14 protein-coding genes are annotated in these 22270 nt (G+C 59.9%); 2 read left to right on the top strand and 12 right to left on the bottom strand.

Translation table 11 applies throughout. The annotated features are described in order from the left end of the window. Positions 1-7 precede the first annotated feature (7 nt). From NSND_RS15615 to NSND_RS15585, 7 genes are all read right to left on the bottom strand, one after another. Positions 8-940 (bottom strand): formylglycine-generating enzyme family protein, encoded by a 933-nt coding sequence (locus NSND_RS15615; RefSeq protein ID WP_080879872.1) that lies wholly within the window; start codon positions 938-940, stop codon positions 8-10. A gap of 83 nt (positions 941-1023) precedes the next feature. Then, positions 1024-2013: a carboxypeptidase regulatory-like domain-containing protein gene (locus NSND_RS15610; RefSeq protein ID WP_080879871.1), complete on the bottom strand. Its 990-nt coding sequence runs from the start codon at positions 2011-2013 to the stop codon at positions 1024-1026. Positions 2014-2175: 162 nt separating this feature from the next. Next, complete coding sequence (locus tag NSND_RS15605; RefSeq protein WP_080879870.1) at positions 2176-7113, bottom strand: cupredoxin domain-containing protein; 4938 nt, start codon at positions 7111-7113, stop codon at positions 2176-2178. Between the two features lie 574 nt (positions 7114-7687). Continuing rightward, a complete protein-coding gene (locus NSND_RS15600; RefSeq protein WP_080879869.1) occupies positions 7688-9091 on the bottom strand; it encodes a sigma-54 interaction domain-containing protein in 1404 nt (467 codons plus the stop codon). Between the two features lie 143 nt (positions 9092-9234). Further along, positions 9235-9666: a response regulator gene (locus tag NSND_RS15595; protein WP_080879868.1), complete on the bottom strand. Its 432-nt coding sequence runs from the start codon at positions 9664-9666 to the stop codon at positions 9235-9237. Between the two features lie 290 nt (positions 9667-9956). Beyond that, a complete protein-coding gene (locus NSND_RS15590) occupies positions 9957-12647 on the bottom strand; it encodes a PAS domain-containing protein (RefSeq protein ID WP_080879867.1) in 2691 nt (896 codons plus the stop codon). 36 nt (positions 12648-12683) lie between these two features. Then, positions 12684-14063 (bottom strand): sigma-54-dependent transcriptional regulator, encoded by a 1380-nt coding sequence (locus tag NSND_RS15585; protein WP_080879866.1) that lies wholly within the window; start codon positions 14061-14063, stop codon positions 12684-12686. A 261-nt stretch (positions 14064-14324) separates the two neighbouring features. On the opposite strand from NSND_RS15585, the gene NSND_RS15580 reads away from it, so the two are divergent. Further along, on the top strand, positions 14325-15644 hold the full coding sequence (locus NSND_RS15580) for an efflux RND transporter periplasmic adaptor subunit (protein ID WP_080879865.1): 1320 nt from the start codon (positions 14325-14327) through the stop codon (positions 15642-15644). 10 nt (positions 15645-15654) lie between these two features. Continuing rightward, positions 15655-16887 (top strand): ABC transporter permease, encoded by a 1233-nt coding sequence (locus NSND_RS15575; RefSeq protein WP_080879864.1) that lies wholly within the window; start codon positions 15655-15657, stop codon positions 16885-16887. Positions 16888-17067: 180 nt separating this feature from the next. Here NSND_RS15575 and lipA read toward each other — a convergent pair whose 3' ends face one another. From lipA to NSND_RS15550, 5 genes are all read right to left on the bottom strand, one after another. Then, positions 17068-17997 carry a lipoyl synthase gene (gene lipA / locus NSND_RS15570; protein WP_080879863.1) on the bottom strand — a complete coding sequence of 310 codons (930 nt, stop codon included), beginning with the start codon at positions 17995-17997 and terminating at the stop codon, positions 17068-17070. Beyond that, the gene (locus NSND_RS15565; RefSeq protein ID WP_080879862.1) at positions 17994-19196 is read right to left on the bottom strand and encodes a dihydrolipoamide acetyltransferase family protein; all 1203 of its coding nucleotides are present in this window, start codon (positions 19194-19196) and stop codon (positions 17994-17996) included. The genes lipA and NSND_RS15565 overlap by 4 nt, the downstream gene beginning before the upstream one ends. A 63-nt stretch (positions 19197-19259) precedes the next feature. Continuing rightward, entirely contained in the window at positions 19260-20237 is a 978-nt protein-coding gene (locus NSND_RS15560) for a pyruvate dehydrogenase complex E1 component subunit beta (protein WP_080879861.1), read from the bottom strand. A gap of 8 nt (positions 20238-20245) precedes the next feature. After that, on the bottom strand, positions 20246-21214 hold the full coding sequence (pdhA, locus tag NSND_RS15555; RefSeq protein WP_235000275.1) for a pyruvate dehydrogenase (acetyl-transferring) E1 component subunit alpha: 969 nt from the start codon (positions 21212-21214) through the stop codon (positions 20246-20248). A gap of 155 nt (positions 21215-21369) precedes the next feature. Next, on the bottom strand, positions 21370-22041 hold the full coding sequence (locus NSND_RS15550) for a hypothetical protein (protein WP_143833582.1): 672 nt from the start codon (positions 22039-22041) through the stop codon (positions 21370-21372). Positions 22042-22270: the final 229 nt, after the last annotated feature.

The following is a 22270-nucleotide window of genomic DNA, read 5'->3' as shown; positions in this document are numbered from 1 at the left end:
TCAAAACTCAGCGATCGGTATTCCGCAGAATGCCCGGATCGATGGACGAAAGCTGACGACCACTCTCGCCTGATGTTGCGCAACGAAACCCCGTCAAATAACTCCAGTGATCCAGCCCCCCGGCATTACGCCCGGCTGAACGGGCCACCTCAGGATCTTCATTCCATGATCCTCCGCGAAACACTTTGTCCTGCCCGGATTCAGGCCCCTGGGGGTTACGATTCTCCTGGCGCCGGTAATACTCCGGATCGAACCAGTCCGAGACCCATTCACTCACATTGCCGGCCATTTGATGCACCCCGTATGGGCTCACGCCGTTGTCATAACGATCGACATTCGCCAACGGCGGATACTTGGCCCCGCGCTTGGAACCCGAATGGGCGATGTTGCTCTTGATCCAACCGGCCGGCTCATTGCCCCAGGGAAACATCCGTCCGTCTTCACCGCGCGCCGCCTTTTCCCATTCCGCTTCGGTCGGTAAGCGGGCCCCGCGCCAACGGCAATAGGCATCGGCTTCCCGCCAGGAGACGCCGATGACCGGATGTTTCGCCATCTTGTCCGGAAACGGCTGGGCTCGCCAGTAGTGGGGCCAGGCCGCGCCGGTCGCCAGCACGAAGCGCAGATAGTTCACATTGCTAACCTCGTACCGGTCGATGCCGAACGCGTCGACATAGACCTGGTGCTGAGGCAGTTCCTGCGGTCCGGCGGCTCGATCAAATTTTGGGTCGCTTCCCATCAGGAACGAACCGGCCGGCACCGGCACCATCCCGTCCGGCACCTCAATCAACGCCAGCCGCTCTATGTCGTCCAGTGGGGACCAGAGCGGCGGAGGCTTCGGCAACTCATGGTCAGCGTGGCTCGGCGCAACGGAGCCGAATACCACCCCGGCGGCGATGCCCAGCACAAAAGCCGGAATTAAACCAGGTAACCAGATGTTCATTACACGATCACTCCGGACGCACTGATCGGATGGATCAGTGCGTCCACTGATCCACGAACACTTCGGCACTCGCGCGCCCCCACTTAGTGCGCTTGCTTTTGCAGCAGGGGATCGATTTCCTTCTTCGCTTCCTCGGTCACGTTATAGCGGGTATACGCATGGTCCAGAACCTCATTGGCATACAGCCGTCCGGTCGGCGCCGGAACTCCGATCGTGGCCTCGACGGTGCCCTTTGGGCCGATGGTGACGGTTCGTTCCGTCGCGGTCCTGATATAGGGATGCCAGATGACCAACCTATAGGTACCCGGCGGCACATCGGTCATGGTGAATCGGCCTTGCTCGTCCGTCTTGGCAAAGTAGGGATTGGTGATGGCCAGCCCCCAGCTCTCCATGTAGGCATGAAAACCGCATTGCATCACAAAAATCCGGCGCCCCTTGCTCAACTTCACCAGCTCCTTCATCGGTGGACCAGCCATGTGCTTGTGATACATCCCGGCTTCACTGCGATCCTTGAAGTTGCGCGGATGCTGCGGATTCATCGGAAGCGGCACGTTGAACAGGACTCGCGCACCTAAATTCGACGTTTCGTAAGCCTGAATGTCGTGCATGACCGGGTCCATGTTGACGACGGTGACCGACTGATCGTCTCGCACGACCGTGGTAAACGGCAGGAAGAGGCAATCCTTCGCTTCTATTTGCGGCACCTCTTTTTCAGTGAACGCTTTTCCTTTCTCGATCCCCTCCAGATACACGACGACTTCTCGAAACTCGCCTCCCGGACCGACGTTGAACGGTTGCAGAATGCGCCAGCCTTCTCCGTCGGAAATGCGCCCGCAATAGAACGGATCCGGGAGCGTGGTGAGGTTGTACCCCTTCGGCTTCGGAACCGTCCCCTCCAGCTTCACAACCCCGGTCAATGTCCCGCCATCCGATACGGTGACTTCTTCATAGGCTGATACAGGGCTGCTCGCGAGGGACGATGCGAGGGCCACCGTAGCCAATGCCAGGACCCACCCGAAACAACTCTCCTTCATCGTCTGCGGTTCACTTTGAATTGTGCTACCCAGTGTCACGTCCGGCCTCCTCTGTGATTGGTTCATGATGCGATCGACAGATATCTTCGATCATACAGGGAAGCCGTCACGTTTTTCTTCCCCCGGGGCTCAAAACACAGATGGGGGAGCTGCGTGATACAGGCAGCTCCCCCATCCGGTGTTACGCCATGACTGACCCGCTTACTTCATGGCAGTCGGAATCGCCTGCGGCTCGGGCAGCACTTCGGCTTGACGTGCACCCGCTCCACTTGCGCTGAGAGGCTGAATCCGCGCATCGCCAGTCGGCAACACGCGCAGATAGCCCCACTGTCCGGACTGCGTGTAGGGCAGCCGTGCATTCGACCACACGAAGTCACCCACCTGACGATACGGTCCGCCCGCACCGCCACGGATGAAGACATCGAGGATCTCAGATCCGGCATACTCCACCACGCTGATCATGTCGGCACCCGCCATGTACGGCTCGATCGGCCACTCGTGGCCCTCGACGCTGAACATGCCGTTCTGCTCGCTGTTCGCTCCGATCACATGGATACGGAGCGCATCACCCGCGTGCGCCTCGATCAAAGGCGTCACGGGATCTTCGGGCTTATCGACCGCGCAAGGCTGGAAGATTTTGCCCAAGGAGCACCCTTGTTCTTCACGGAACTTGTACGGTTCAGCGCGGTAGTTCACCGACGTCAAACCGGCCACGTTCTGCACATAGGGCATGAAGGCGGTTCCGATGATGTTGTCCTCATCTTGGAAGAAGAGGGCCACGTCACGATAGTTCCGCTTTCCGGCATTTTCAGACAAGGTGGTGTCGACGATGACGTCGGCCCGCCATGTGTTCTTCTGTGACACATCGGCACCGGTGACTGGATCACGATACTGCGATCCCTTCGGCCCGATGACGATCGCGCCGTACAATCCGTTGCGCGGATTGACGACGATGTTACCACCGTCCCACACCAACGACGTCGTTTCCTTGTTTGCAGGATGCGCGTAGTAGGTATAGGTGCGGCTTTCGCCCGGAGCCACGGTCTGATCGCCGGCATTGTTGCCGACGTTCAAGCCCTGGCTGTCCTTCGGATCGAAGGCCAGACCCGGCGCAAAGAACGACGCCCGGCTCGCCTTCATCTTGTTCTTCAGATTCACCTTGATGCAATCGCCCAGATTGGCGCGCAGCGTGAGCGGATTCGGCATCACGTTGCCCGCGACGGTCGCGGCTTCTTCCTCCAGCGCGAAGATCTTGCCTTCCGGCATGGTCATTTCGATCTTCCGCTCGAAGTCCACCTCGATCGCATCCGGGGCCTTCGGATTGAGCTTCATCGGGCGATCCAACGCCACGACGTTGAAGCTCTTCACCGGGGCATCCGACGGACACACGGAATTAGGAGTCGCTGGAATCCCGAGAGGATTGGTCCCCTTGGGCAGCGGCTTCAAGTCCGCCACTTCCTTGTCGAGCACGCGAATGATGCCCCATCCACCTTCGGCGAAGTGTGACGTTCTGCCGTTGAAGTGGATGTAGTCACCCGGCATACCCTGGAATCCACCCGCCTTGGTGACGAGGTCGTACCGCTCGGCGATCCCGACGTGAATCGAGTTCTTCCGGTTGGCTTCCGGCGCGTACCGCTCCGTAAGGAAGGTATGTCCGGCGATCGTCCAGACGTGGGATTCGTTCATCAGCTGGTGCAACAGACGGAACACCATGGTGTCGCCCGTGTACGCCCGGAGAAGCGGCGTGCCCGGATCACCGTGGATCGCGCTGCTGAACAGCTTGGACGTGTCAGGATTGTTAGACAGGCGTTGTGCAAACGGAGCCGCGCGGAAGTTGAAACCGCTGCCGGTCGTGTGCGTGCCGCCGTTGATGTACTTGTTCGGCGCATTCAGGATCTTGTCCGGCATCTGGAAGGACACCGTCTTTCCTGCTTCCAACGCCACTTCGATCGGCTGTCCGGGAGGATTGCCGGCTTCGATGACGTTGACGGTGTGCGGAACCGTGTCGTGGATGGAGACCATCAACTCACGGAAGCTGCCGCTGACACCGGCACCGATCGGCTCGTTGCTGTGAATGTCCGCGATCGGACCGCTATATACCAACTTGCCGTTCTTCGGATCATGGTAGGTGGATCCGAATGGCTCTACGATCGTCACGCCGAACCCGCCATGGGGCCAGGTCGTCGCGCCGAACGCGTGGTCATGCCAGAACACGGTTCCCATATCCACGTCCACCCACCACCGATAGCGCACGAACTCCGGCGACACGAGATCGCCCGCCGGGTGATGGTGCTTCAGCGGCTTGAAGAACGTGACGACATCGCCCTTGATCTCCTTGACCCGGGCGACTTCCTGACAGCTCTTATCCCGCGGCAGTGAGGCCGCCGGATCGTTGCCCTTCTCCAAACAATCCATGCCCACCATCAACTCGGTGTTGACGTGGAACGCGGTGGCGCCGGGCGCCATCTGGATCTTGATGGAGGTGGCGCCGGCTTTCGCCTCGCCCGTGAGCTTCGCAACCATCGGTGCCGGCAAACCATGCTTGGTCTTCTTCCCCCACATGGTGAACGGCCGGACCGACATTTCGTACTCCATCCCGGAGATCACACCGTCCGAATTCCCGGTGTCGAACTGGAAGAAGTGTGGATGGATGTTGATTTTGGACGACTGGAAATTCGTGTAATCGTCGTCGTCCCATTCGCTGGTCAACAACAAGTCCACGCAGTCATACACGTTGGCGCGGATGACGGCGGGCAGCTTGAGATCGTCATTGGCTCTGGTCAAACGCTCTTCTTCGTGAAGGACGTAGATCAGACCATCCTTGTCCACCATGGCCGGCTCTTTCCCCTGCTTCTTAGCAAGGGTGATCGGCATGCGGACAAAGTGAATGTTGTAATGCTTCCGATTGGCGTTGTCAGGGCACAGGCTCCAACGGCCCTGTTCGCCCGGCATCGCCGGCTCGGAGGTCCGCTCACCGTTGGCATCCTGGTGAATCGGCTCCAACCATGGCGCACCGCTGTGGTTCGCCGAGAACGGCACGCGCTTGCCGAAGTGCGGCTTGAACAACGGCCAGGCCATTTTCCCTGTCGTCGGATCGAACAGGATCGCCGGTCTGGTGCTGTCATCCCACTTCGCAGCCCACGCATACTTCGGATTCGGAGCGGTGCTCTCCCGCTCGCCGCGGGCGATGTTGCCGTCCCACTTCCAGTCCCACACCGTCGAATCGTAGGCCATGATCTGGCCCTTCTCATCGCTCGTGTGGCCCGGTTGACCCTGGGCCGGAACAAACATCTCGACCCAATCCTTGATGTTCACGATCACAGGATCGGACTTCCAGTTCGTCTTCTGGCTCTTGTCGACGATCTTGAAGGTCTTGCCGAACCAGTCGACGGTCGTGCCGATCAACTTATCCGACGAGACACCCTGCTTCATACGGCCCAGGCGATCCGGCAACTCGCGCATATCCGGCATCGTGTCGGTGTGCGCATTGCCGACCTGCAACGTATTGTAGAACCGGCCGTACCCCCACATGCCCGCCACATAGTGGTGCGCAACGTGGCAGTGATAGAGGAACTCGCCGGCCAGGTGCTGACAGCCACCGCCGCCGCATTCCGGCTCCAGGTCGAGCGCTTCGGACGGACCAACCACTTCGACGTCCACCCGATCGGACTTCGTCCGGACCACGGGATACTTCACCGGTCCGTCCTGTCCCTTAAACCAATGCTCTTCCTGATCGGCACGCGGGCTGCGCTGCCAACGGATGGTTCCGCTGTGCGGATGGTGGGAGTGGAACACTTCCGATCCACCATGCACCAAACGCCACTTGACCGGATCACCGAGGTAGCCGCGGGCCACCGTGGTGGGCGGGTCACCGAAGGTGTAGGCGCTGTAGGCCAGCGACTCATCTTCGAAGCCGAAATATTCGTGCTGTAAGTGCATCTGATCGATGCCGAACGGCTCGCTGCGATAGTTGATCGCGCGGCCACCCGGACGATAGGCGTCGGTCAGCGGATCGCGCTGCGGCAAGAAGTCACCCTTCTTGTTCAGCGGCCGGAAGGCTTCGTCGCCGATCTCGTGATAGAACAACACGAACTCGCGGAAGTCCGGTCCGGACCCGTTGTCGATCATGACCTGCCATCCGCTGTTCGTATCGGGCGCGGCGCCCGTTCCGAGCGGATCGAGGTACTTGGAACCCTTCGGTTCGACGATGAAGGCGCCGAAGAGGCCCAACACCGTCAACTCGCGATCATGGCTCCATGAGTGGAACTGCCGCACACCTTCCTGCATGTTCGGATGAATGTACCATTCGAACTCCTGCGTCTTGCCCGGCGAAACCACCGTGTCCGGGTTCGTCGTCGTCGCAGGCTTGCCCGTGGCGCTCACGATCATGCTGGAGGCCTGGATGACCAAGCTGCCATCCTCACCCTCCATCTGATTCCGCAACGTCATCTTGACGCAATCGCCCTGGTTGGCACGGAGCACCAGCGGCTGAATCGCATCGCCCTGGTTTCCGGTCGTCACCGCACCAGGATCGAATCCGTCTTTTTCCCGCGCTTCTTTGTTCTTGGTTTCCTCGGCGCGAACCTTGTCGATCTCCCCGGTATGGACGTACATATACCCGGGATAGAAGTCGAGCCACCGGTTCAAACTGATTTCGATGTTGATCATCGAAACGTCGTACTTCTTCACCGGCGCATTGGCGGGACATTTCCCCCCTGACGTCATCACCGGTTCGCCCTTCGACGAATCGGACGCCAACAGGAAGCTGCTCCCGTCCTGCCCCATATACTGGTGCATCATCGACATTTCGTTGAATGCACCGGAGGTCTGCTGCGCCTTCGCGTCCGTCTGCGCCTGCTGTTCCAACTTCTCCATCAGGCGGTGGTGCTGCATCTCCATCTTCTCTGCATTGCCGGCGCGACCTTCCATGGCGTTTTCCACCACGGTCTGACCCTTCAGGGTCTGTGTCCAGCCCGGCATGGCGACCGGCGTCGCATGTCCCTCATGCGACTGATCGCCCGGACCAGCCGCAAACACCCACGGCGCCGCGAGCAAACTGCCCGAGAGCAGCGCCGCCTGCAGGCTCAGCATCGCCTTACGACTGATGCGCCTGCGCTTTGACTGCACTGAAGACCTCATATGTCGGCCTCCCTCCTTTATAATCCCGCGCCCTTCCGCGGGAGTGGTTAAAAAACGTGGTCGTGTGACCGGCCTCCGTCAGGCAGGACCCCGGCTCCTCCGGCCTCTCCTTTTTCCCTCCACGAAACGCTCCCAAAAGGAAAAAGGGCTGGTGAAGGATGTCCTCAAAGATCGAGGGAGCAGGTCATTCGGAGGCCGGTCCTAATCACCCGCACCTTCACCAGCACTGCCTAACAACGCAATTGATGTGCCCACTAGGGGTAGTCCTAGCCGGACTGAAATGTTATATATTTTTCAAGGAGTTGAAGATTTAGGCGGGAAATTTTGAACCGGCGTAAAATGCCACAGTTTTCCAGACGATTAGACAGCACACCTCGGCAAGGATAAGAACATATAAAATACAATTACTTAGACTGTCCAAGCCGCTGGACATTAGATCGTGAATTATGGGGCGATACGGGACAGCTTCCTCGCTTAGCGGTTACGAAAGGAAGAGCCATTGGACTGATTCTGAAGAGGATTAGGATAGAGACAAGAAGCGGGGAGGGCCTGAAAACAGGCTCTCTGGGCTGAGCTACTGAATGCCGAATTCGTGCAGCTTGTTGTAGAGACTGGCCCGGCTGATTTTAAGGACACGAGCCGCTTGCACCCTATTCCCGGAGGTCTGCTGCAATGCCTGAAGGATACGCACCCGCTCGGCCTGTCGCGCCGCGCCCCGGCCGACCGTCCTGAGGTCGGTATCCTGAGGGTGACTCCCCAGTTCGACCAGATCCGCACAGGTCAGTTCCGAATGGGTCGTGGTCACCACGGCTCGCTCGATATAATGCTGGAGCTCACGGACATTCCCGGGCCAAGGCGCAGCCGTCAAGGCACGCATGGCCTCTTCATTCACCTGACGCAAATCCTGCCGATGCCGCTGGCAGGAGTCGGCAATAAATTTTACGACCAACAAGGGAATGTCCACCCTCCGGTCACGGAGCGGCGGCAAATGAACGGGCAACACGGCTAACCGATAGTAGAGGTCCTGACGAAATGCCTTGGCCTTGACCAGGTCAGTCAGATCCTTATTGGTGGCGGAGATGACACGGACATTGATCTTGACCGGCTGCGTCCCGCCGACTCGCTTGATCTCGCCTTCTTGCAAGACTCGAAGAAGCTTAGCCTGGAAGGTTGGAGACGTATCGGCTATCTCATCCAGAAAGATCGTGCCCCCGTCGGCCTCTTCAAACAGCCCGGACTTGGCCCCGGCTGCTCCGGTAAACGCTCCTTTGACATGGCCGAACAGTTCACTCTCCAGCAACGTTTCCGGGAGCGCCCCGCAATCGACCACCACAAAAGGCTTGTCGCGACGATAGCTCGTCTGGTGAATGGTCCGGGCCACGAGTTCCTTTCCCGTGCCGCTTTCACCCTGGATCAACACCGTGGCTGAACTGTCGGCCACCAACCGGATCATTTCAAACAGCTGATTCATGGCCGGACTCGCGCCGACCAGATCGCCCAATCTCGATTCGGTCCGTTCCGGGCGCGATCGACCGAGCCTTTGCTGCGGCAGCGACGCTGGAATGCTGAGCGGCTCCGGCCGCTTGTGAAAGAGCACGAGGATCGAGGCCACCTCTCCTGCCGACGAGACGAGCGGAAACGCCTGGTGCATACCGCAGGCAGTCCCATCGCCCGACGCGTTGCAGGAGACCGTGAGCACTTCCCCCGTCTTAAAGACCGACTCAGCAGGACAGGTCCCGCAAGGGTCTGTCATGTGAACGAAAGCCTGATAACACTTGGCCGGCTTGGCGACCGCAGAGGGATTCCCCGACTTCGCCCAAGCGGCGTCATTGGCATAGACCACATTGAGATCCCGATCCATCACCGCCACGCGGTCGGTCAGCCCGTCGGCCAAGAGCTTCAGAGCTTCCAACCGAGCGGCCAGAATCGGATCGGTAAAGGGGGAAAAGGGTGTTCCCTGTGAGTGAGATCCGGCCATCTCATCACTCCTCGTTTCTATACGAACCAAGCGGGGCCTTTCTGATTTTTATGAAGGCCCTATTAGTACTACAGCCACGATCACGAAGACAACCCTCCCCCCTTGGGGGAGACCTCGCGAAAACACGTATCCACTGCCAATGTTCAGTGCAGCAGTCCATCCTCGGACCGGCTTCCTGGATGTTGCAGGAGTTGCTTGACCGTCGCCTTCAGTTCCGACAGCCTGACCGGCTTGTCGAAGTAGGCCGTCGCGCCGTTTTTCATCGCCTCGTCCTTGGTCTGGGCATCGCCAAAGGCGGTCATGACGATAATCGGACAACCGGGCACACAGCTCCTCAATCGATGGACATAGTCGAAACCGCCGGCCGGCATTTTCAAGTCGGTCACGATCAGATCGGGAGCCGCTCGCATGACCGCCGCCAGCCCCTCTTCCCCGTTGCTGGCCTCGCGCAATTGGTATCCCTCTCCCCACAACTCGTCGCAGAGCAAGCTCCGCATATCCTTGTCGTCTTCCACCACCAGTAATACCGCTGGTGTTCGACTTTCCACGTTCGAGCCCTCGGAATAGGTCACCATGGGGACAACACAACGCAAACCATGTGCCACTCACGTCGGCGCGTGAAAGCGAGCAACTGATTGTATTCAATGGATAACTAGCCCCGAAGGTTTCTCCAAACAGTAGGTGCATGAACCGGCCTCTGGCGAGAAAGACCCCACCCTCTGAAAAAGCCCTGTCCCGAAGCGCCACAACGGGACGAGTAGAGCTTATGGCGAATTGCCGATGGCGTATGGCACGAGCGAAGAAAAGAGGCCGACCATTCCCAAAGACTGTTCAATCCCTGCCATAAGCTACATGCAATACGCTATCAGCTCTTGTCTATCGGCAGGCAAATGGTGAAGGTCGTCCCCCGCTCAGGCTCACTCTCCACCTCAATCGTTCCGCTGTGTTCCTCAATGATGCCCTTCACCACAGTCAAACCTAACCCGGTTCCCTTCCCGAACTCCTTGGTGGTGAAAAACGGGTCGAACACCTTGGCGATCACGTCCCGGGGCATCCCGTGGCCGGTATCCGCCACCGTCAACCGGACCATGCCACGGTCCGGCGCCAGTGACAGCTTCAAAACCCCTCCCCCGGGCATCGCATGGATCGCATTCATCACCAGGTTGATCAAGACCTGACTCATCTGATCGGAATCGGCATGCACCAAGGGGCAGGCGTCGGCAAAGGAGGTTTCCACGCTGATGTTACTTTGCGACAGGCGTTCCTGGAAAATTTCCAGGTTGTCCTCGATGGTCTGGCGCAAGTCCAAGGCACGGTGTTCGACCGGACGTCGCCGGGCAAACGCCAGCAACTGATTCATCACCCGCGTAATTCGTTCGACCTGACTGACGATGGTTTGGAGCCCCTTCCTGACCGGCTCCTCCTTCGTGCGCTCCATCAGATATTCGGCCCGGCCCAGAATGACGTTCATGGGTGTGCCGATCTCATGCGCCATGCCGGACGCCACCGTTCCCAGTTCGGCCACGCGCTCCGTCCGGCGAAGTTGCGCCTGCAACCGCTTCCGCTCCGTGATGTCGCTGGCAATGCCGTCGATGCGCAACGGACGGCCTTTGGCATCCTTGATGACCCGCCCGCGGTCGTGTAGCCAACGCAGATCGCCGTCGAGCCTGACGATGCGATACTCCACATCGAACTCCCCCATTGTCGAGAGGGCCTGTCGCGCCTGTTCCGCAATCACGCAATCGTCGGGATGAACGGCCTCCAGCCATAACGAAGGCCTGGCTAAAAACGCGTCGGGCGGCCGGCCATAGATCTCCATCACGGACGGACTGACATAAAACATCGTGGATAGATCCAGCGACGACGACCAGATGACATCCTCCATCGCTCCCAATAAACTTTGAAGCCGCTCTTCGCTCTCCCGCAACTTCTGCTCGGCGGCTTTTCGAAGCGAAATGTCCCGCAGGACGACCAGGATGCCGAACCCCTCCTCATCCTGAAACCGCGCAGCCCTGACAGCCACGTCCACACTCATCCCGTCCAAGCGCACGATCTTTTCCTCGACCTCGGGCACCGTGTTCCCGGGCCCCAGAAGATGCCGGATCCGCGCATCGATCATCTCGTGATAGTCGGGATGCGCCAGGTCATACAGCGACTTGCCGAGAATCTCCTCGGCCGATCGGGCCCCGAACAAACGCACCCCTTGTTCATTGGCGAAAAAGATCCGGTTCTCGCGATTGACCAGGATGGCATCGGGCAAGACGGCCAGGAGCCGGCGATACCGGTCTTCGCTTTGGCGCAGCAGCGCCTCGGTTTTTTTCCACTCGGTCACATCGCGCGTCACACCCAAGACCGCCGTAATGGTGCCATCGGCTGATCGCAGCGGCACCACATGCGTATCCAGCCATCGGGGAGTCCCCAGGAGACCGACCATCTGAAACTCCAGTCGCCCCGCTTCCCCCCGCCCGGCCTTGCCGATCAGGTCACGGTAGACCGACCGAAACTCGGCCGTGGCCAGGTGGCACACATCCCGCCCGACGATGTCCGCACTACTCGTTGCTTCGATCATGGCCAGCCCTGCGGCGTTGATGGTTCGAACGCTGCCGTCCAGATCAAGCACCTTTACACATTCGGGTTCGGTCTCAATAATCGCCCGCAACAGGGCCTCGCGTTCCGCTAATTCCTGCTCGAGCCGCCGGCGTTCCGTAATGTCGCGGAGGATGACGGTGTAATACCGCCTCCCTTCCACACCGATCTGCGAGATCGCGGCCTCGATCGGGAATTCCTCTCCGTTGGCCCGCACCCCCATCACCATGCCCAGCGCACCCATTTGGCGCGTCGTGATGCCGGAACGGCCGAACTCCCGGATATGCTCATGGTGGGTGCTACGGAAACGCTCGGGAAGCAGTCGATCCAGAGGCCGCCCCAGCACTTCCTCGGCGCCCCACTGAAACATCTTTTCGGCCGCCTGATTGAACAGCACGATTTTGTGCGCTTCGTCGACGGTAATGATCGCGTCCATCGCCGAGTGCACGATGCCTTCGAAACGGAGCTTGTCCTGATGCAGTTCTGCTTCGGCGCGACGTTGTCCGGTCACCGCACCGACCACCGCCGATTCAGCCCGGGCCCGCGCTTCCGCATCCGAAACCTCGCCTGCCTCTGGTTGATGCCGCTCAACCCGCGCCGTCGTGAACGCCCGGGACGACAAGCTTGTGCTCGCATCCGGACTCGCAGAAGAAGACCGACGGCGGGCAACCAGCGCAGCCACGGCCCCCAGGATCCCGAGGCCCAGTAGACGATTGAGGCCGATGGAGCGCGGCAGGGGTCCGGCGGAGGATACAACAGGGCCGATGAGCACCAGCAACGCCACCAGCCCTAGAAAATAGCGGGGAATCTGCCCGAGTGAGGACACCGCGATCAGAGTGAACGGAACCGCATAGAGCAGCCACAGGTCGATCCCGGCAGGCGCCGACAGATCCAGGACAAAGATCCCGACCGTCAACAACAATGGAAGGCCGGATTCGAACAGCGGGGATTTCTGATGAAGGGGCTGCACGCCGATGGCTCCCAGCGCGAGGGTGAAACGGTGAATCTACGCGTCTGAGTGTGGTTTGCCTTCGATTTCGGCAAGCTTCCGATACAGGGTCTTCCGATCGATACCCAGGACGTGCGCGGCCTGATACTTGTTGCCACCCGTCTTTTCCAAAATTTTCACGATGTACTCTTTTTCCACTTCGTGCAGTGGCAGGGTGCGTTCTGCGGCTTCATCGAGAATCCGGCGATCGCCTCTGGAGCCTTGCACCTGCACCGGCAAATCGTCCGCGCCGATCATGTCCCCATGGCTCAGCGTGACAGCCCGCTCAATGACGTTCTCCAACTCCCGCACATTCCCCGGCCAGGCATAGTCGGCCAGCATGGCAAGGGCGGATTCGCTGAGGCCCTTGACCTGCTTGCCCCTGCTGTCGGCGCACTTCTTTAGAAAGGCATCCACCAGAATCGGAATATCCTCCCGACGTTCCCGTAGCGGGGGAAGACGCAACTCGATCACATTGAGGCGATAGTAAAAATCTTCGCGGAATCGCTTATTCTTCACTTCTTCGGAAAGGTTCAAGTTTGTGGCGGCGATGATACGCACGTCCACGGGAATAGATTTGGTCGCCCCCACGCGACGGATTTCCCGTTCCTGAATTGCGCGCAGGAGTTTGGCCTGGAGCATGAGCGGAAGTTCGCTGATTTCATCCAGAAACAACGTGCCTTTTTGTGCCTCTTCAAAGAGTCCGCGCTTGTCCATTTTGGCGTCTGTAAACGAGCCGCGCATGTGCCCGAAGAGTTCACTTTCCAGCAATTGTTCCGGGATCGCGGCGCAGTTCACCGGAACAAACGGCGCATCCCGCCGGTCGCTGTTGTAATGAATGGCCTTGGCGACCAGTTCTTTTCCCGTTCCGCTCTCTCCCGTGATCAACACGTTGGTGGGACTGTCGGCCACGCGTCGAATCAGATCGAAGACCGCCTGCATCGGTTTGCTCTTGCCGAGAATCTGATGAAAGCTGTACTCCTTGTGCACCTCTTTCCGTAGCCGGCTGACTTCGCGCCGGAGCGCCGCCTCCCGAATCGCGCGCTCGACCACCCGCACCAGTTCCTCGGTTTTGACCGGTTTGGTCAGATAGTCGCTGGCGCCATGCCGGATCGCCTCGACCGCCGTCTCCACAGATCCGAAGGCCGTCATCAGGATCACGCCGATATCGGGATACCGGTGTTTCACCTCCGCCAACAGCTCCGTGCCCAACATGCCTTTCATGCGAAGGTCGGTCAGGACCACGGCATAGTCTTCCTCACTCAGCCGCTGAAGCGCGTCGTCACCACTGCCGACACCCGTGCATTGATGCCCGCGACCCTGCAAGACATCGCACAGCAGGCTGCGCATGTCGGCATCATCGTCGACCACCAGGACCGCGCCCCATTCCTCAGTCATACAGCTCCCTCACGTGCTCCTCTCATCGGACCAGTTCTCTAGCGAGTGCGCGCACAGCCTAATCGGCTTACTCCCGGGCGGTCAAGGGGCGTCCTGCCGCAGGTCATTGCCGCCTGCTGTCGCGAAATGCCCCAACGTCACTCGCGGACCATTCTTCGAGCCGCCAAGCCTATGAGGTGAGCACGCCACTTCATCGGGTTGTACACTCATCCCGCAACGGCACTTCTCTTGCGTCTTCCCTGGCGAGACGGGAGGTCGTCTATGGAGTCAGATCACTCGAAACAGGATCCGCGGCCGACCACCCGTCCGGCACCGGTCGTGCTGGCTCCCGTTCCGGTAGTGCAAGGTCAGGGCCATGCTCAGGTGCCTGTCAGAGTCGGCGCCGGCCCCCTTCCTGGCAGAAAGCGACGGATACCGCTTCTACTCGCGGCGGTGGGGCTTCTGGCGATCCTGGCTCTCGGATTGTGGCATTGGTGGTCCAATGACCCGGTTGCCGGTCACTATAAGACCCTCCCCGTCGATCGTGGCCCGATCACCTCACTGGTCACAGCCACGGGAGCCGTGAGCCCCGTCATCTCCGTGCAGGTCGGCAGTCAGGTCTCCGGAAAGATCGCGAAACTTTACGCCGACTTTAACTCCATCGTGCGGGAAGGCCAGGTCCTCGCCTCCATCGACCAGAAACCCTATCAAGCCAAGGTCAGCCAGGCCAAAGCCGCACTCAATAGCGCCAAAGCCACATTAGCCAAAGCCCGGAACATGCTCGCACAGAGAACACTCGAACTCGATCGCATGGCTGCGTTGCGGGAGCAACAATTCGTCGCCCAGTCGGATCTGGATCTGTCGAGAACCAACTATCGCGATGCCGAAGCACAGGTGGATCTGTCTCAGGCACAGGTTGACCAAGCCAAGGCCACCCTGTCGTCTGCGGAATTGGACCTGGGTTACACCACCATTATTTCGCCAGTCAACGGCACCGTCGTCTCCCGTAACGTGGAGGAAGGGCAGACTGTCGTCGCCAGCTTTCAAACCCCGACCCTCTTCGTGATCGCCCAGGACCTCACCCGCATGCAGGTCATCGCCAATGTCAGCGAATCGGATATCGGCGGCGTCAGCGAGGGCACCTCAGCCGACTTTCGAGTGGATGCGTACCCGCGTGAGTTTTTTCACGGGGTCGTGACGCAGGTCCGGAACGCTCCGGTCAGCATCCAGAATGTGGTCACCTACGACGTGATCATCTCCGTCGAAAACCCCGAGCTCAAACTCAAACCCGGCATGACGGCCAACATCACCATCGTGACGGCGCGCAACGAAGATGCGCTCCGCGCCCCCAACGCGGCCTTACGATTTCGTATGCCCGGCGTGCCGGTGGATCGCAAAACGGCGCAGCTTTGGGTGCTGGAGCCAACAGGTCGTGTGCGGGCGGCACCGATCAGCACAGGTATTGCCGACTCGCTGTTCACAGAAATTACGACCGGCGAGGCGCGCGAGGGCGATGCCGCCATCGTGGGGATTGCGTCGGCGGAAGACAGCGCCCAAGAAAAACTCCCGCCTGGCTTTGAGTTCGGGCCGAAAATGCGGTGACGAGCATTTCATGAGTTTTCTCTGGCTGACCATTCAATCCGCCCTGCGTGTGCTGCGGCGTAATCCGCTACGCGCAGGATTGACCATGCTCGGCATTGTCATCGGCGTCGGCGCCGTCGTCGGCATGGTGAGTCTCGGGCAGGGCGCGACCGCCTCGGTCCAGCGTGAAATCGCCAGCCTCGGTACCAATGTGCTCATTATCATCCCCGGCGCCACCACGACGGGCGGCGTCCGCGGCGGACTCGGCTCGGTCTCGACCCTCACCGTGGACGATGCGCGCGACATCGAAAAACGCATCGGCGATATCAGCCTCGTCACCTATGCCTCTCGATCGGTCCTCCAAGTGGTCCACGAACATAAAAATTGGAACACCATCGCGCTCGGCACCACCACCGCCTTCCCGGATCTTCGCAACTGGCCGGTAGCCGACGGCAATTTCTTCACCCAGGCAGATGAGGACGCCGCCGCCAAAGTCGTGGTGCTCGGAAAAACCGTCGCGGACAACCTATTCGAACGCGGGGAAGAGGTGATCGGGGCGCAGATCCGGGTCAAGAATGTGCCGCTGCGTGTGATCGGCATTCTTTCCTCCAAGGGCCAATCCCTCTCCGGACAGGACCAGGACGACATCGTCGTCCTGCCGTTCACGACCGCAGAGCGAAAAGTCCTCGGAACAAAGTTCCTCGGAACGGTCGGCATCATCATGGTCGCCACCCAGCACCGCTACAGCATCCCGGCTGCCGTGGAGGAGATTAAAGAACTCCTGCGCGCACGACACCGGATTCACCCGGCCGAAGAGAACGACTTCACGATCCGCACCATGGAGGATGTCGCCAAAACTGTGGCCGGAGCCAGCCGGACCATGATGGTGATGCTGCTCAGCATCGCTTCCATTTCGCTTGTGGTCGGCGGCATTGGAATCATGAATATTTTGCTGGTCTCAGTGACGGAACGCACCAGGGAGATCGGCATCCGCATGGCCGTCGGCGCCAAACGCGCCCACATTCTGCTGCAGTTTCTGGTTGAGGCGATCATCCTTACGGCGATCGGCGGGGTGGCCGGGGTAATATTCGGGATCGCCGGCGCGCGGCTCCTCACTCGCCTCATCGGCTGGCCCACGATCATCTCGTCGCAAGCAGTGGCCGTGGCCTTCCTCTTCTCTCTCGCCGTGGGCATCTTCTTCGGCCTCTATCCGGCCAACAAAGCCTCGCGGATGAATCCCATCGACGCGCTGCATTATGAGTAGGCAAGCGGCTTTGCTAAGAGCCTATGGCTTCTAGCGAATGGCGTATGAGTGGATGCTTGGCACTGGGCAGGATGTTCAAAACGGTCGCCCGGCTAGGCTGCAACGAACGAAAGGCCAGGCGTACAAGTAAGTCGTACGTTGAGGCCTTGAGCTATGCGAGGACGACGGCGGAGGCCATTTTCAACATCCTGCCACTTGTTGTTCCGCATGGTAGGAACTACGAACCAGCGGTCCCGATTCGACGTGACGAAAACCGAGGGCGAGGCCTTCCTCTTTCAGCACGGCGAATTCGTCGGGGTGGTAGAAACGCGCCACGGAGAGATGTTCCTTCGTCGGTTGCAGGTACTGGCCGATGGTCATGATGTCGCATTCAACCGAACGCAGATCACGCATGACTTCGCGCGCCTCATCCGTCGTTTCGCCCATGCCGACGATTAATCCCGACTTGGTTGTCATGCCCATCTGCTTGGCCCGGTCCAGCAATTCAATCGACCGCTGATATTTCCCCTGCGGCCGGATCGACGGAAACAATCGCCGCACCGTTTCGATATTGTGATTCAGAATGTCCGGCTTCTCAACTGCGACAAGGGCCAGCGCCGCTTCGTTCCCCTCAAAGTCCGGAATGAGCACTTCGATCGTGCAACTGGGAATCAATCGCCGGATGTGGCGGATGGTTTCGGCAAACACGGAGGCGCCGCCATCGTCCAGTTCATCGCGATTCACCGACGTAATCACGGCATGTCTCAAGTTGAGGGCCTGGACCGCCTCCGCCACGCGCAACGGTTCCTCGCGATCCACTTCATGCGGCCGACCGGTAGCGACCGAGCAGTAGTGACAACGCCTCGTGCAGATGTCGCCGAGGATCAGAAAGGTCGCCGTGCGGGCGTTCCAACATTCCCACATGTTCGGACAACGCGCCTCCTCGCAGATCGTGTGGAGGTTGAGCCGGTCCATGGTCTTGCGAATGTCGTGATAATCCGGACCGGTCTGAAGCTTGACCTTGAACCAGGGCGGCAGCCGGCGTGGCTGAGCAGCCGAAGGCTGAGGGCTAACGGCTGATGGCTGATTTTCTTCAGCAGTCGGCCGAGGGTCGATGTGAATGAAGCTCATGGTTTTACCACCGGAGCCACCAGTTCCTGCGGATGTTCCAACACACGTTTGAACTCTTTTAGAAACTGCGCACCCATCAATCCATCCAACGCCCGATGATCGCACGACAGCGTGACCTTCATCCGCCGCCCGGCCGTCACAATCCCCTTGGTCACGACCGGTGCATCCCGAATCGCACCCACGGCGATCGAAGCAGCCTGCGGCGGCATGAGCAGGGCAATGAAGTTGTCTACGTCGAACATGCCCAGATTCGAGATGGCAAAGGTCGCTCCCGTATATTCGTTCGGCTGCAGGCGCTTCTGCCTGGCCCGTTCGATCAGCGACTTGGCTTCTACCGAAATCTCGGCCAGCGTTTTCGCCCCGCAGTCTCGAACCACCGGCGTAATCAAACCATCCTCCATGCCGACGGCTACCCCGATATCAATCTGCTCGAACCGTCTGATCGCGTCGCCGGCAAAGGAGACGTTGATCTCCGGGTGCCGACACAACGCCAGCGCCGATGCTTTGATGAGCAAATCGGTGATGGACGGATGGGTCTGACGACTCTGCTTGAATTGATCGCGGACCCGCTCCGCCTGCTCCATGTCGATTTCGACGGTCAGATAAAAATGGGGGACCGGCGCCTTGCTCTGCACCGTCGCCCTGGCGATGGCTTTTCGCATCTGGCTCAACGGCTGATCCGTTCCGGCAGGCAATGCCTGCGCAGGCTGAGCGGTCGCCTGCATCACATCCTCTTCGACAATTCGCCCGCCAGGACCGCTGCCCGTAAGGGCGGAAAGATCGATGCCCCGTTCAGAAGCCAGGGCTTTCGCTCGCGGAGAGGCGAATGGACGCGCACCCTCCGGACGCGCCGCTGCAGTTGGGGCAGGGGCCACTCCCGGCGCGGCGCCGGTTTTGGCACCATTGCCGATCGACGGCGCCGCCGTCACACCGTCTGACAAGGCCGAGGCAATGTCTTCATCAGACTCGGCGATGACCGCGATCAACGTGCCGGATTGCACCGTTTCCCCATCTCGCACGAGAATCTTGCGCAGGATGCCGGGAGCAAAGGCTTCCAGATCCATGACGGCTTTGTCGGTTTCGATCTCCGCGATCACTTCGCCTGCATGCACCTGATCACCTTCGCGCTTCTTCCAGGCCAGCAGCACTCCCTCTTCCATCGTATCCGTCAGTTTGGGCATGACGACGCGACTAGCCATGGATCCTCCTCCAGGATGCGGACCATCTTCGTACACCGGCTCGAATCAGACGGCGACCGCTTCTCATGCTGCACCACAGACTGATTTGACGGCAGCGACCACACGCGGCACATCCGGAATGGCGGCATCTTCCAGCGGACGGCTATACGGCATCGGCACCTCCTCGCCGGTCACGCGAACGATGGGGCCGTCCAGGTAATCGAACGCCGCCGTGTAGATGCTGTCGGCAATCTGCGCGCCCAGTCCGCAAAAGCGCCAACCTTCCTCGACGATCACCAGGCGCCCGGTCTTTTTGACCGAGGTGACTATCGTGTCGAGGTCCAAGGGCTTGAGCGTGCGCGGGTCGATCACCTCGACATCGAGCCCGTCACGACTCAGCTGATCCGCTGCCTCCATCGCTACCAGCAACATCTTGGAATAGGCCACGACGGTCACATCCGCCCCCGCGCGCTTCACCTCGGCCTGACCTAAGGGAATCGTGTACTCCCCTTCCGTCACTTCGCCCTTCGTGCCGTAGAGCAGTTGCGCTTCGATAAAGATCACGGGATTCTGGTCGCGGATCGCGCTCTTCAACAGCCCCTTCGCATCCTGTGGCGTCGACGGCGCGACGACCTTCAACCCCGGCACATGGCAAAACCAGGCTTCGAGGCTTTGCGAATGTTGCGCCCCCAGTTGATGCGCTGCACTGCCGGGGCCACGAATCACGATGGGAACAGATAGTTGGCCACCCGACATGTAGCGGATCTTGGCGGCGTTGTTGACGATCTGATCCAGCGCCACGATTCCGAAATTCATGGTCATCAGCTCGACGATCGGCTGCAATCCTGCCATGGCCGCGCCGATGGCCAAGCCGGTAAAACCCGCCTCCGTAATCGGCGTATCCACCACCCGCTGCGGTCCGAACTCTTCGACAAATCCCTTGGTCACCTTGAAGGCCCCCTGGTAGTAGCCCACTTCTTCGCCGATCAAAAAGATGCGCGGATCGCGGCGCATTTCTTCGCGCATGGCCTGATTCAGTGCCTCTCGGTAGGACAACAGCATGGGTGATTCTAGTCCTCCGCCATGACGTCGGTATGCAAGCTCGCAGGGTCGGGGAATGGGCTTTCATCGGCGAACCTCACCGCCGAGGCCACGATATCGCCGACCTCCTGCTCAATCGGCTTAAAGTCGGCTTCACTGCAGAACGCCAGGCTCAGGATCTGGTGCTTGAGTAACACCAACGGATCCCGCTTGCGATGTTCCTCCACCTCGTCCTTGCTCCGGTAATGGCCATGCGAAGGATCGGCCATCGAATGGCCCATGAACCGATAGGTCATCGCCTCGATGAAAAACGGGCCATGCCCGGCGCGAACCTGATCCACGACCGTCCGCATCAGTGCCCGCACCGCGAGCACATCCATGCCATCCACACGCTCGGCCATGATGCCGTAGGAACGCGCCGCCTCCGCCACGTTTTCGTACAATGCCACGGCCCGATGCACCGGCGTGCCCATCCCGTATCGATTATTTTCACAGATGAAGATCACGGGGAGCTTCCACAAGGCCGCCAGATTGAAGGCTTCATGCGCCTGGCCGCTCGGCACGGCGCCTTCGCCGAAGAAACAGACGGTCACCAGATCCTGCTTCTGATACTTGGTCGCGAAAGCCAACCCTGTGGCCAACGGAATGTGCCCGCCGACGATGGCGTAACCGCCCATGAACCGGTGCGCGAGGTCCACCAGATGCATAGAGCCGCCCTTGCCCTGGCACAACCCGGTTGCTTTGCCGAAGAGTTCGGCCATCACCTTACCGGGATCAGAGCCGCGGGCCAGACAATGTCCATGGTCGCGATAGGCACTGATCGCATAATCGTCCGGCCTCAGCGCGGCGATGGCCCCGACGGCAATCGCCTCTTCGCCGATGTAGAGATGGAGAAACCCGGCGATCTTGGCGAGCGCATACATCTCCGCCGATTTTTCTTCAAACCGGCGAATCAGCAACATCTGACGATAGAGGGAAAGCAGATCGTCCCTGTCCATGTCGGTCATTATGCATGCCCACGACAAGGCGACTCAACCTGGATGTTCCGGAACGGGCACTGAGCAGAATATGGAGTGAACGAGCGGCAGAGAAACACTGGTGAGAGCACAGCCTATTCCGGTGCGGGCGCGATGCCCGCACCGGAGCGAGCCATCTATTTCACTTTGGCAAAATCGGCATCGAATTGCATGGTCTGCCCGTCCTGCAACGTCACGATCACCGTCGTCTTGGCGTTGGGATCAAACGACTCGTATCCGAACCGGGCCGTGAAGCGCGACCGATAAGCCGGGCCTGCGCCCTCGTTTTTTCTGCCCCGATCGGCCGGGCTGATGTCCACCGGACGGATATTCTTTCCCTTTTGTTGGAACACGATGTCGGCCTTCTCTGCAAAGTACTCATCGTCGCCGCAGAGCTGCACTTCCACTTCCATGTTCGGCATGTCCACGACTTTCTGGATGAACTCCTCGGGCATGCGCACGTCTTTTTTCTGCTTCTTCGACTCCGCCGCTTCCTGTCGACCGAACGCTTCCAGCCGATACCGCTTGGTGCGCAGGATGGCGCTCGCGCCGCATTGATCCTTCTCGGGATCCGCTCCCACCCGCGTCACCATCGAGGCCTGCTGCAACACCTTCTTCACGTCCTCCGGGGAATTAGCCTTTTCCATCGGTGCCCGCCCGGCTTCCAGGGCTTTCTTCGCCTCTTCGGGGGACAACTTGACGTCGATCGCCCACGCGGGACCGCCGACCGCCACCATTGCTCCGACGACAAGCCCGATGACTCCATGGGACCGACGATGCCGACCTGCCCTGCTATGATTCGCGCGCATGAGTACCTCCCTGACGCGTCACTGAACAAGGGCGCATTGTAAAAGGATTGCGAAGGCCTTTTCAATCTCACAGCTGAACAGGCAGGAAGCCTGCTAGCCCGGATTATTCACGAATGCCGTCGCGAGGCGTTCGAGACGGAAGCCCGCCGAGGCTGCTCGCAGTGAAGTCGACGCAGGCGTACTCGCAGTCCGTCGAGGAGGCTGAACGAGAACAGCCTCGCCGGGCGAG

Origin of the sequence: Nitrospira sp. ND1, assembly GCF_900170025.1 — a bacterium.
Classification (GTDB): domain Bacteria; phylum Nitrospirota; class Nitrospiria; order Nitrospirales; family Nitrospiraceae; genus Nitrospira_A.
This window is presented reverse-complemented; position numbering and strand designations above follow the sequence as displayed.